The organism is Nitrospirillum iridis (genome assembly GCF_014205765.1).
GTDB classification, from domain to species: Bacteria; Pseudomonadota; Alphaproteobacteria; order Azospirillales; family Azospirillaceae; genus Nitrospirillum; species Nitrospirillum iridis.
In genome coordinates this window covers 382,717-395,082 of sequence record NZ_JACIIZ010000005.1, presented here as the reverse complement: position 1 = coordinate 395,082, position 12,366 = coordinate 382,717, and the positions used below count along the sequence as shown (strand labels likewise).

The following is a 12,366-nucleotide window of genomic DNA, read 5'->3' as shown; positions in this document are numbered from 1 at the left end:
GAGGCATCCCGGGGGCTGGTGATCAGGGGAACATGTCGTCCACGGCGCTTTGGCTCAACTTGCCGTCGCTGCTGGGTGGTTCCGGCGCCTTGGCGGGCTTGGGTGCCGGCTTCGGCGGCGGTGGGGGCACTGGCGGCGGCGCGGGGGGCGGTGGCGGTGGGGGTGCAGGGGGCGGCGGGGCCTCGACCGGCGCGAAGCCGCCGCCGTCCATCAGCGCGTCGACCATGTTCTGGTCGATGCCGCCGCGCAGCGCCGGCCCATGAATGAGGTGGGAATCGGGCCGGACGTCCTGCGGATCGTCCATGATGGCCTCGGCCGCCTCGCTCTCCAGGCCCCAAATCTCGATCATGGTGTGCACCCGGCGCTCGATATAGCGCATGGTGTTCACCACCTTGGTCATACGCTGGCCGGTGATGTCCTGGAAGCTGCACGCGGTCATGATTTCCATGACCTCGTTGTCCAGTTCGCTGGCCACGGCCGGCGACTCGCCGCGCAGGCGGTCGGCGACCGACTGGATGCGCTCGGCGCCGTTCAGGATTTCAGTGGTGGCGTGCTCGGTCGCCTGCAGGATGGCGTCCAATTCCTCGGTCGCCAACATGATGCGGTTGGCCGAGGGATCGTCCGGCTTCAGCGCCGCGATCTCGCGCCGCGTTTGGGCGATGTGCGACGCCATTTCCTGTAGTTCGCGCCGCAGGATGCGGATGTGGGCGCCGGAGCTGTCGACCTCGCCCCCGGTCTTCGCTTCCTTCAGCAGGCGCCGGACGTCGTCTATGGCGACGACGCGGCCCCGGCGGTCCCGCATGCGCAAAAAGGCACGACCCCGCGCCGTGGACTGCAGCGCGTCCTCGATGCGGGCGTATTCCTCGTCAGACAGGTCGGAAAAGAAATCCGACACCGGCATCATCCCAACGCGCCGATGACGCTCTCGATCTTTTTCTTCAGCGTGTCGGCGTTAAACGGTTTCACGATGTAGTTGTTGACGCCCGCCTCCTTGGCGGCGACGACGTTCTCGGTCTTGGATTCCGCGGTCACCATGATGAAGGGCGTACCCTTCAGACGGACGTCGGCGCGCACTTCCTTCAGAAGCTGCAGGCCGGTCATCGGTTCCATATTCCAGTCGGAAATGACCAGGCCGAAGCTGGCCGCGCGCAGCTTGGCAAGCGCCTCGGCGCCGTCGGCGGCCTCGTCGATCTTGGTGAAGCCGATCTGCGTGAGCAGGTTCCTGATGATGCGCCGCATCGTCGCATAGTCATCGACGACAAGGACCTGGATATTCAAGGACACGCAAACCCCCAAGAGCCAAAAGTTGAGCGGAGGATGGAAACAGGGCGCGGGAGAGTGCCCCCTCCGATCCGGTGGCCGGTCAGGAAATCCTGCCGGGTGGGCGTTCTGCCCGTTCCGGGACATGAAAACACTTCCCGGCGCGTCCCTTCATGAACGGCGCCGCGCGGCACTTTGGAAGGGGGCCAAACGGTTGTCAAGCATCGCCCCGGGATAGCTTGTTTCTTTACCGTGATCGCCAATGGTCGCGCCCAAGCGGTTGAACGGCCATGAACTCGTGGGCGGGTTCGCTGATCCTGCCCTTCAACGCGCCGGAACCGCCGGTTCGCCGCCGCCGACCAGCGCCAGGATGCTGTCACAAGCCTCGGAGATCGCGCCGCCAGCGCTGACCAGCGCCGCCACCTCGGCACAGCGGCGTTTGACGCCTGGGTCGGTGGTGACGTGGCGCAGCGCCCCCGCCACCGCCGCGGGCCGGTACCGCCTGGTGCTCAGGGATAGCCCGACGCCCAGCGCGGTCGCCCGGGCGGCGTTGTCGAACTGGTCGTGGGCCATGGGGCGGATCACCTGCGGCACGCCGGCGGCCAGGGCCTGGCTGGTGGTGCCGATGCCGCCGTGATGAACGAAGGCGGCGCAGCGCGGCAGCAGCTGGCTGAAAGGGGCGTAGTCCACCCGGATCAGGCCCGGCGGCAGGGGGGCCGGCACCTGGTCGGCATGCCGCGTCAACAGCACGCCCCGCCGACCGGTCAGGCCGCAGGCGGCGATGGAGGTGGTGAAGAAATCCAGCGCGAGTGCCGTGGCGGTGCCGGAGGTGAAGGCGACGGGGGGCTCCCCCGCCGCCAGGAACTCCTGCAGGGCGGGGGGCAGGTCCACCCCCGGCGGGGCGTCGTACAAGGGAAACCCTGGTAGCGCCAGAGTGGCCGGCCAATCCGGCTGGCGTGGGGCGAACCATTCCGGGAACAGGCCGATGACCAGATCGGCCTGATTCAACCAGGTGGCCATGGGCCGACGCACCGGCGCGAGGCCCACCGCCCGGCGATGCCGGTTGATGACCTTGCCCAGCGTGGGGGCGACGATCAAACCGTCGACCAGGCGCCAGAACAGGCGTTTCACCCAACGGGGCGCGGTGGGGCCGGGTACAGGGCCACCGTGGCGCGGCAGGGTGTGGGTGGTGCGCAGCACGCTCGGGGCCAGATGCACGGTGACAACGGGCAGGCCGTGGCGTTCCGCCAGCGAGCGGGTGATGAAAGCCAGTGTGCTGCCGACGATCAGGGTCCGTCCCGGCGCGATGGTCGCCGTCAGGGTCCCCCATGCCTCGGTGCCGCCATGGTCCATCGCCCGGGCCATGATGCCCAGCGACCGGATGGGGTGGTTCAGGTCCGGGTGGCGCAACAGTGTTTCATAGAACGCCGCGGTGCCCAGCGCGGTGAAGGGCAGGCCGGCCTGCCGCGCCAACTCTTCAAAAACGGCGACGGCGAAGAGATGGGGATCATGCCCCCGGCGTCGCAGTTCCGCACCCAGGGCGATGAAAGGCAGGACGTCCCCGTGCGACCCGGCGGCAACGATCAGGATTTTCAAGGTGGCGGCCTTTCGAACACCTCTCCCGATTAGCCTGGGTTTTGGGGATGGGCAAGGGCTCCTTGCGGGTGAGCGGCGGGGAGGGGGGGGGCAACTGGCCGCGTCGCCAACCAAACTATAAGGACTGCGTTCCCGAGCGGTCCCAAGCGTAAAGGCGATTCCGCCTTCGCGCGATCTGCTTTAGGGTCCGGCCCACATCGCTTCCCACCCGAAAGGGCTCCCCGCCCCATGCTGTTCGCCCGTCTTGCCGCCCTGCTGTTGCTCTTCCCGGCCGCCTTGGCCCAGGCGGCCCCGCCGCCCACCTCCACCCAGCCCGGGTCGGCCCAGCCCAAGACCACAGCCCCCCGGCCATCCAAAGCCGCCGCGGATCTGCCCGATGGCGGCCTGCCCAAGATGGGGGCGGATTATCAGGCGGCGGAGACGCTGACCGTCAACGGCGTGCGCCAGGAGCTCCGCGTCTTCCATGACCAGGGCCGGGAACGGCGGGAGATGAGGGACGGTGGGTTGAGCACCGTCCTCATCCTGCGGCCGGATCGTGACGCCGCTTTCGTGTTGCAGCCGGAATCACATATGGCGGCCCCCTTATCTCCCCAGGACCCGGAGGCGGCGCCCGACCTGACCCGACTGTCCCAGCTGGAGTCCGAGGCTGTGGGCCGGGAAACCTTGGGAGGCGAGGCGGTGGTCCGCTACCGCGTCGTCGGCACCTATGACCAGGGGGGCGGCTTCGAAGGCCAGGTCTGGTCAACCGCCGACGGCGTCTACATGCGGGTCGAGGGCACGGCCAACGATGGCAATGGCCCCGTGGCCATCCGCCTGGATCTCATGGACCTGAAGCGCGGACGCCAGGACGGCGGCCTGTTCGAGCTGCCCAAGGGATACACCATGATGAATTTCGGACCCATCGACGCGCCGGTGCCGGAAGGCTTGCGCGGGGACACGCCCAAGCCGTAATGCTTGTAGCTGCGGGGTGGGGGCAAGCCACCGTCCAGAATAGAACAACCGGCAGCCGGTTCGCCGCTTGGCCCGATCAGGGCCACGCGGGAAAGTCGGCCAGCGTCGCAGGAGCGGTTTGATGCGCGGGCACACATTTCTAATCTCCACCCTGCTGGCGGCGACGTTGGCCCTTTCCGGGGCGGCCCAGGCGCAGTTGAACGCCCGGCCGGCCATCGGCGGCCAAGTCGACGCCCAGCACCAGTTCATCCAGGAATACGCCAAGCAGCCGGGCGTCGAGGTGTCCACCGAGGGTGTGGCCTACCGCTTCCTGCGCAAGGGGCCTCCCGTGGGCCTGCAGCCCATGCCGAACAGCCGTATACGGGTGCACTATGAGGGCCGGCTGATCGACGGGACGGTTTTCGACAGCTCCTACCAGCGGGACGAGACGACGGTCATGTCACTGGAAAAGGTGGTCAAGGGCTGGGTCGAGGTGATTCCCCGCATGCATGTGGGGGACAAGCTGGAAATGGTCATCCCGGCGGAGCTGGGCTACGGCCAGAAGGGGTCGGGCGATGGTGTCATTCCGCCGGGCGCCACCCTGATCTTCAAGGTCGAGCTGTTCGAGATCCTGCCGGGCGAACTGCCGCGCAAGGGCGGCTAAGGGGGCCTGCACCCGTTTAAAGGGATCTTGCGTTGTTGCGCACAACCCCGTCACATCACGGTGTCGTTCGGGGCGGCGCCCAGGAACAACCCGGGGCGGCAGCCGGGGGACAGTCATGCTCAACGTTTTGGGATCAGTCGCCGCCGTGAACAGGGGGACGACCGCCGTGGGAGCGAGACAGGGACGGCGCCGCGTGCCCGGGGCGCTCCTACTTTTCCTTGTCTGGCTGGGAACCTTCCTACCAGCCTCCCCGCTGGTCGCGCAGGAGTACGCCTTCCGCTCCTACACCCAGGAGGACGGCCTTTCCAACCTGTCCATCACCGCGCTCGCGCAGGACGCCATGGGCTTCCTGTGGGTGGGTACGGAAAACGGCCTCTATCGTTTCGATGGCGGAAAGTTCATGCGCTTCGGCCCCGCTGAGGGGCTGAGGGAACCATATGTCAGCGCCATCCATGTCACCCCGTCGGGGGTGCTGTGGGTGGGCACAACGGGGGGGCTCTACCGCTGGGATGGCCGCACCTTCAGCCCGACGGTGCAGGAGGGGCGGCCGGTACCGATATGGCAAGGGCAGAAGCTGGCGTCGCTGGACGCTGGCCACCTGCTGGTGGTGGGGCGCGAGGAATTATTGGTGGTGGAGGCGGAAAAGTCCGCCGCGCCTGCCGGGCAATCAACGGCCGGCCCGCCTGTCGGCGGGGTGGCCTGGGTGGCCCGGCCCTTTTTCTCGACCCAGCAGAAGACCGCCAACCCCGCCCTGACCCGAATTCAAAGTGTGCGGGTTTTCGGCGTTGGTGAACAGGGCGGGGGTGACATCTGGCTGGGGTGTGGGCAGGCCCTTTGCGAGATCCGGCGGGGCGAACTGAGGCTGTGGGGGCCGGACCAGGGCGTTTCTCCCGACCGCTGGGGCAATGTCCTGCGCGATGTCGACGGCACCCTCTGGGCCCGGGGTGAACACCAGCTGCTGGCGTTGGCACCGGGGGCCGACCGGTTCACGAGCCAGTTGCCCATTCCGTCCACCCGCACCAACGTCAGGGTCTTCCTGCCCCTGCTGCAGGATATGGACCGCAATATCGTCACCTTCGGTGACCAGGGGCTGCTGCGCCTGGCCCGGCCAACGGCCAACGGGGGCGACACCGCCCCCCGCTGGGAGCAACTAGGCGACGCCAATGGCCTGCCGGCGCGGGAGGTCAGCGCCCTGCTGGTGGACCATGATGGTGATCTGTGGGTGGGATCGGCTGGGCTGGGCCTGTCCCACTGGGTTGGGTATCGCAGCTGGGTCAACTGGACGGCGCGCCAGGGGCTGATACACGAATCCGTCTGGTCCTTTGGGCGCGACGGGGCCGGCAAGCTGATGATAGGCACCGACGGCGGCTTGGCCCGTCTGGAGACGGATGGGGACGGGCCGCCCCACATCATTCCAGCGCCCGGCGCCCAGGCCATCCAGAACCACCAGGTGGGCAGCCTGGCGTTGGACAAGTCCGGGCGCTTGTGGGGTGGCACCTTCTCCGGTCTATTGTTCTACCAGGACCCCGCCGGCCGCGGGGGACGCGAGGGGGACCAGCCGCCCCCCGTCGTCGTCGTCGCCCATCTGCCGCTGATCTTCCAGGTCTTCGTCGACGGGTCGGGCAGGCTGTGGGTGCTGACCCGCAAGAAGGGCATTTTCGTCGTCGACAAGCCGGATGGGCCCAACCCGAGGGTGGCGCCCTTGGGCACCGCCTTGCCCATTCCGTCCGACAGTTCCGTCTCAAGCGCCTGCCAGGCCCCTTCCGGCGCCCTCTGGTTCGCCACCGAGGTTGGGCTGTTGCGTTATGGCGACGGGCGGTGGACGGCCCCGGCCATCACCGGCTTGCCACCGGTGACCCGGTTCAACGTCATCGCTTGCGCCCGCGACGGCAGCCTTTGGCTGGGGGGGGAGACGGTGCGTCTGGCCCATGTCCAGGAATCGCGCGGTGCCGCCCCGGTGAGCGCCGCGACGACCGACGGGGTGCTGCAACCGGTGGGGGACGTGGCTGAGGACCTTGCCGGCGATCGGCAAATCCTGGGGGTGCTGGAGGACCGCCGCGGCTGGATCTGGCTGGCCACCGATAGCGGCATCCTGGTGTGGAGCGCCGGCGCCTTGCGCCAGTATGGCCACGAGACGGGACTGGTCTGGAATGACTGCAACCAAAGCGCGCTGATCGAGGATGACGATGGCACGCTGTGGGTGGGCACCAGCAAGGGCATGACCCATATCACCCGGCCGGATCTGCTGTTCAACCGGCCGGCCCTGGTGACCCGGGTGACGGGTATAGAACGCAACGGCGTGGCGTTGCCGCCCGACGGTGGCTTCGAATTACCCTGGGACACCGCTCCCGTGACTTTCCACCTGACCACCCCGAGTTTCCGCAGCCGGGGCGGCCAGATTTACCGCTATCGTCTGAACGGGCTGGAGGGCGACTGGAACGTCACGGCGGCGGAGGAAATCCGCTACTCCGCCCTGCCGCCCGGCACGTATGCGCTGGAGATCGTGGCCCGAAACACGGCGCTTCAAGCCATGGCCCCATCCATCGTGGTGCCCTTCACCGTTCGGCCGCCCTGGTGGCAGACGAAACTGTTCTTCGCCGCCTGCGCGGTGGCCCTGGTCGCCGTGGCCATAGCCATCTATCGATGGCGAACCCACACTGATGTAGAGCGCCGCCGCACCCTGGAAACCCTGGTCGAAGCGCGGACACGGGAACTGGAGGCTTCGCGCGAGCGGCTGCGCCAGCTGGCCATGTATGACAGCCTGACCCATTTGTGGAACCGCCGCGCCATCCTGGATCTCCTGGAGCTGGAACTGGTGCGCCGGCGCGATGATGGCTGCCTGACCGTGGTTCTGGCGGATGTCGACCATTTCAAGCGCATCAACGACACCCACGGACATCCGGCGGGCGATGCCGTGCTGGTCGAGGTATCGCGCCGTCTGTCCGCCGCGGTGCGCAGCTACGACGCGGTCGGACGCTATGGCGGGGAGGAGTTCCTGATCCTACTGCCGGGCTTGGGCCAGGATGATTGCGGTGAGGTGTTGAGCCGTCTGCATGGCGCCATCTCCCTCACGCCCATCGCCTTGGGCGAGGTGCCGTCGGGTCTGGTGCACGTCCTGGACGGGGGGCCGGACGAGGGCGCGCCGGGCGTCCATATCGACGCTTTCGGCGTCAGCCTGACGGTGACGTGCAGCTTCGGCGTCGTTTGCGTCGGGCCCTCCTCCGCCCATGGCGTGGCCGGGGCGCCGTCGCTGGAGGAAATCATCAAGCGGGCGGACCAGGCGCTCTATCGGGCCAAGCACCTGGGGCGCAATCGGGTGGAATACGCCGCCGGCATGTGAGCGGGATGATGCCGCCCCCGGGGCGCAAGCGCGATCAGTCGCCCTTCAGCCGTTCCATTTCGGCACCGCAGGCGTTCAGCTTGTCCTCGATGCGCTCATAGCCGCGGTCCAGGTGATAGATGCGGTTGACCGTGGTTTCGCCCTGGGCCGCCAGGCCGGCCAGGACCAGCGAGACCGAGGCGCGCAGGTCCGTCGCCATGACGGGCGCGCCGGTCAGGCGGGGCACGCCGCGCACCAGGGCGGACGAACCATGGACGGTGATGTTGGCGCCCATGCGGGCCAGTTCCGGCACATGCATGAAACGGTTCTCGAAAATCGTCTCGGTGATCATGGCGGCACCCTTGGCGGTGCACATCAGCGCCATCATCTGGGCCTGCAGGTCGGTGGGGAAGCCGGGAAACGGCTCCGTCATCACGTCCACGCCCAATAGCTCGCCGTTGACCCGCCGTACCTTGAAGCCGGCCTCAGTGGGGGTGAAGGCGATCTCGGCGCTGGTCAGGGACGTGGCCACCGCCTGGATATGCTCCAGCACGCCGCCCACCAGCTCCAGCTCACCGCCGGTGATGGCGGCGGCCATGACGTAGGTGCCGGTCTCGATCCGGTCGGACACGATGCGGTGGCGGGCGCCGTGCAGCGTGGGCTTGCCCACGATGTGCAGGCGGTCGGTGCCGATGCCCGTGATCTCGGCGCCCATGGCCACCAGGCAGTGGGCCAGGTCGGTGATCTCCGGCTCGCGCGCCGCGTTGATCAGAACGGTTTCGCCCTTGGCCAGGCAGGCGGCCATCAGCAGGTTCTCAGTGGCGCCCACCGAAACCTGGGGGAAGACGAATTCCGCCCCGCGTAGCCCGCCGGGGGCGGAGGCGTGGATGTAGCCCGCCTCCAGCTCGATCTTGGCGCCCATGGCCTGCAGGCCCTTGATGTGCAGGTCGACGGGGCGGGTGCCGATGGCGCAGCCGCCCGGCAGCGACACCTTGGCCTGGCCGAAGCGTGCCACCAGCGGCCCCAGCACCAGCACGCTGGCGCGCATCTTGCGCACTAGGTCATACGGCGCCTCGGTTGAGGTGATGGTGCCTGCGGTCAAATTGACCGCCCGCTGGGCGCAGGAGGTGGCGCCCCCCTCATAGACCATGTCCACGCCGTGCTGGGCCAGCAGGTTGGCCATGGTGGTGATGTCGGCCAGATGGGGCAGGTTGTCCAGCGTCAGCGTCCCCTCGGTCAGGAGACAGGCGGCCATCAACGGCAGGGCCGCGTTCTTGGCGCCGCTGATGCGAATGCTGCCGTTCAGCGGGTTGCCACCGCGGATGCGTAACTTGTCCATGGGAATAAGGGCCGATCGGTTCAGGTATGCCGGTCTTGGGGGATGCCGGCTGGAATGGCTGAGGGGTATGGCGGAATTGAGGCGGCGGTGGGCCGCCCTTCGAAACTCGACCTTGCGTTTACAGGCGCGGCAGTGTCACGCCCTGCTGGCGCATGTATTTGCCGGCGCGGTCGGCGTAGGACACCTCGCACACGCTGTCGCCCTTCAGGAACAGGAACTGGCACAGGCCCTCATTGGCGTAGACCTTGGCGGGCAGCGGGGTGGTGTTGCTGATTTCCAGGGTCACGTGGCCCTCCCACTCCGGCTCCAGCGGCGTGACGTTCACGATCAGGCCGCAACGGGCATAGGTGCTCTTGCCCAGGCAGATCACCAGGACGTCCCGGGGCACGCGGAAATATTCCACCGTGCGGGCCAGCGCGAAGCTGTTGGGCGGGATGACGCAGACGTCGGTCTTGCGGTCCACGAAACTGGCGTCGTCGAAGCGCTTGGGATCGACGATGGCGCTGTCGACATTGGTGAAGATCTTGAACTCGTCGGCCACCCGCGCGTCATAGCCATAGGAGGAGAGGCCGAAGGAGATGACGCCCTCGCGCTTTTGCGCTTCCACGAACGGCTCGATCATGCCCCGGTTCTGCGCCATATCGCGGATCCAGCTGTCGGGCATGATGGCCATGGGCGGTACTCCTGGGGTCGGGTGTCGGGCAAGGATTACGGATCCCTTCTTAGACCCTCCCCGCGCGGCGCTCAAGGTGACTTTGACGCCATATCTGGCGGACATATGCCCCAGGAATGGGCCTCAGGATTGGGTTCCACCCACCACATGTGGTTAAGCGGCTGGTCCGCAATTCACTCGCCGTCGGATGCCGGGCTGTCGGCGGTGTCCTCCCGCTCACGCGACTGCGTCTTGCGGCGACGCAGGTTTTCGCGCAGCGCGGCCGCCAGGCGTTCCTCGCGTGTCAGGGTCTTCTCGGCGCCGGGCTTGGTGGTCGGCTTGTCGGTCATGTTCCGGGTCATGGGGGGGATGGTTACTCCAGAAGGGGGCGGGGACGGGCGGAAACCCTGGCCTTTTCCCTGTCGCAAGGGTCCGAAAATAGGCGCAGAATGGGCCGACGCCAAGCCTTGTCACGGGGCATCTGGGGGATGATCCGATCGGGCGTCCCGGACTTTCTTTCATTTTCTTCGATCAAAGGGCTTGCATACCATCCGCCCCTGTGGCAATTACCCCGCCCACCGGACGGGCGCTGCCGTAGCTCAGTGGTAGAGCACTCCCTTGGTAAGGGAGAGGTCGAGAGTTCAATCCTCTCTGGCAGCACCATCCGAACCCTCCTAAAAATCAGATGCTTATGGCCGACGCCCCGGTGGGGCGTACTGCGGCCGATTGTCCATTTCCATGAGCCGTCATGGAATGGCGTCCGTATCTGTGGTGAACATTCCGTGCGGTAGCGGCTTCCCAGCCGCGGTGCCTACCGGCACGGCTTCACATCCCTGCCATAATCGCCCCCGACGCTATGGTCGGCTGCGTTTAATCGGAACCGCAGCCAGCCATAGCTGGATTTGTCCGCTCCACGCCGTCCGCGCCCTCGACCTGTTTGGAGAGAGCCATGACCGATCTCGCCGCCCTGCGGACCCTGCCCGCCAATCGCCGCCGGGAGGCTGGCAAGGATTTGCGCGACGCCGCCCCCCGGTCGGGCAACGCCGCGCTTCCGGCGCTGCAAGGCCGGGGCGACCCCATCGCCCTGCTGCTGGCGACGTCTGCCCAGCGCATTCAATCCCTGCTGCCGGTGCGCTGGGCGCGCATGGTGGCCAGCCCGTTCACCTTCCTGCGCGGGGCCGCCGCGGTCATGGTGCGCGATCTGGCGGCCTTGCCGGCCAGTGGCATCCGCGTGCAGGCGTCGGGCGACTGCCATCTGATGAACTTCGGCGTCTACGCCAGCCCGGAGGGGCGCCCGGTCTTCGATCTGAATGACTTCGACGAGACGCTGTCCGCTCCCTTCGAATGGGATGTGAAGCGGCTGGCCGCTTCTTTGGTGCTGGCGGCCTTGGATTCCGGCCATGCCCCCGCCGCGGCGAAAGACATGGCCCGGGCCGCCGTCACCGCCTATCGCCTGCGCATGGCCGAATTGGCCGATCTTGATCCACTGACCGCCTGGTCCAGTCGGGTGGACATCACCGCCATGGCCCAGGGCATCAGTGATCTGGCGGTTCGCGAGAAGGAGATGGCGCTGTTGGCCAAGGCGGCGGCCACGCCATCCGCCGGCGACGACTTTCCCCGCCTGGCGGACCACGACGGGCGTGAGGCCCGCATCCGCGACGCGCCACCCCTGATCTATCATTTTGATGAGGAGACGGACCGCCAGGGCCAGGCGGCCTTGCGCGCCCGCGCCCTCTTCACCCGCTATCGCGATACCTTGCCGGAGGAGCGGCGCTTCCTCATCGACCGCTATCAACTGGCCGACGTGGCGTTCAAGGTGGTGGGGGTGGGGTCCGTGGGCACGTTCTGCGCCATTGGCCTGTTCATCGACCCGGACGGCCATCCCCTGTTCCTGCAGGTGAAGGAGGCCATGGCGTCGGCCTTGGCGCCTTACGCCGGCGCCTCGCCCTACGCCAACCAGGGGCAGCGGGTCGTGGTGGGCCAACGCGTCCTGCAGACGGTCAGCGACGGTTTTCTTGGCTGGGCGGCGGATGAGGCTGGCCGCTATTTCTATATCCGCCAGTTGAAGGACCGGCGCATGGCCTCGGCCAGCACCCTGATGGAAAGCGACCGGTTGGATTTCTATGCCACCCTGTGCGGCACCACGCTGGCGCGCGCCCACGCCCGTTCCGGCGATGCGGCCCTGATCTCGGGCTACCTGGGGACCTCCGGGACCTTTGACGACGCCGTGGCGGACTTCGCCGCCGGCTATGCCGAGATCAGCGCGCGGGATCACGGCCTGTTGAAGCAGGCCATCGCCGATGGCCAGTTGGCGGTGGCGGACCTGCCGTGTAAGGCCAAGGGCAAGGCGAAGAAGGCGGACTGATACCCGCCGCCCGCGACCTTTGCGGTTCTGTCTCGATTCGCCCTTTCCGTGCGTGAATCTGGCTGACCGGATGGTCAGAAAATGGACAGGACCACCGTCCGTTTGCCCAAGGTCCAGGCGAATTCGCGCATGCGAAGCGCAAAGGACATATTGTCCCCAAGCTTTTTTGCCAACGCCTTGAAACTGCAACAAACCAATGATAGTTGCAGCTGCAGAAGCATCGGTTGGCGACCCCATGGGA

General features: G+C 67.3%; 10 protein-coding genes and 1 tRNA gene. 5 read left to right on the top strand and 6 right to left on the bottom strand.

Going from position 1 to position 12,366, the window contains the following annotated elements; all coding sequences use genetic code 11:
• Positions 1–22: 22 nt before the first annotated feature.
• From FHS74_RS11410 to FHS74_RS11400, 3 genes are all read right to left on the bottom strand, one after another.
• On the bottom strand, positions 23–895 hold the full coding sequence (locus tag FHS74_RS11410) for a protein phosphatase CheZ (RefSeq protein WP_343066903.1): 873 nt from the start codon (positions 893–895) through the stop codon (positions 23–25).
• A gap of 5 nt (positions 896–900) precedes the next feature.
• Positions 901–1,272 (bottom strand): response regulator, encoded by a 372-nt coding sequence (locus tag FHS74_RS11405; RefSeq protein WP_184800587.1) that lies wholly within the window; start codon positions 1,270–1,272, stop codon positions 901–903.
• A 312-nt stretch (positions 1,273–1,584) separates the two neighbouring features.
• Positions 1,585–2,856, bottom strand: a complete 1,272-nt coding sequence (locus tag FHS74_RS11400; RefSeq protein WP_184800442.1) for a glycosyltransferase — start codon at positions 2,854–2,856, stop codon at positions 1,585–1,587.
• Between the two features lie 228 nt (positions 2,857–3,084).
• On the opposite strand from FHS74_RS11400, the gene FHS74_RS11395 reads away from it, so the two are divergent.
• From FHS74_RS11395 to FHS74_RS11385, 3 genes are all read left to right on the top strand, one after another.
• Positions 3,085–3,807 (top strand): hypothetical protein, encoded by a 723-nt coding sequence (locus FHS74_RS11395; protein ID WP_184800441.1) that lies wholly within the window; start codon positions 3,085–3,087, stop codon positions 3,805–3,807.
• A 121-nt stretch (positions 3,808–3,928) separates the two neighbouring features.
• A complete protein-coding gene (locus FHS74_RS11390; RefSeq protein ID WP_184800439.1) occupies positions 3,929–4,450 on the top strand; it encodes an FKBP-type peptidyl-prolyl cis-trans isomerase in 522 nt (173 codons plus the stop codon).
• Between the two features lie 193 nt (positions 4,451–4,643).
• Positions 4,644–7,790, top strand: a complete 3,147-nt coding sequence (locus FHS74_RS11385) for a diguanylate cyclase (protein WP_184800437.1) — start codon at positions 4,644–4,646, stop codon at positions 7,788–7,790.
• Positions 7,791–7,824: 34 nt separating this feature from the next.
• On the opposite strand, the gene murA is transcribed toward FHS74_RS11385, so the two are convergent.
• From murA to FHS74_RS11370, 3 genes are all read right to left on the bottom strand, one after another.
• A complete protein-coding gene (murA, locus tag FHS74_RS11380) occupies positions 7,825–9,108 on the bottom strand; it encodes a UDP-N-acetylglucosamine 1-carboxyvinyltransferase (RefSeq protein ID WP_184800435.1) in 1,284 nt (427 codons plus the stop codon).
• Between the two features lie 118 nt (positions 9,109–9,226).
• Entirely contained in the window at positions 9,227–9,781 is a 555-nt protein-coding gene (dcd, locus tag FHS74_RS11375) for a dCTP deaminase (RefSeq protein ID WP_184800433.1), read from the bottom strand.
• 173 nt (positions 9,782–9,954) lie between these two features.
• Positions 9,955–10,110, bottom strand: a complete 156-nt coding sequence (locus tag FHS74_RS11370) for a hypothetical protein (protein WP_184800431.1) — start codon at positions 10,108–10,110, stop codon at positions 9,955–9,957.
• Between the two features lie 238 nt (positions 10,111–10,348).
• On the opposite strand from FHS74_RS11370, the gene FHS74_RS11365 reads away from it, so the two are divergent.
• Positions 10,349–10,423, top strand: a tRNA-Thr gene (locus tag FHS74_RS11365).
• 286 nt (positions 10,424–10,709) lie between these two features.
• Entirely contained in the window at positions 10,710–12,125 is a 1,416-nt protein-coding gene (locus FHS74_RS11360; protein ID WP_184800429.1) for a DUF2252 domain-containing protein, read from the top strand.
• The last annotated feature ends 241 nt before the right edge of the window (positions 12,126–12,366 follow it).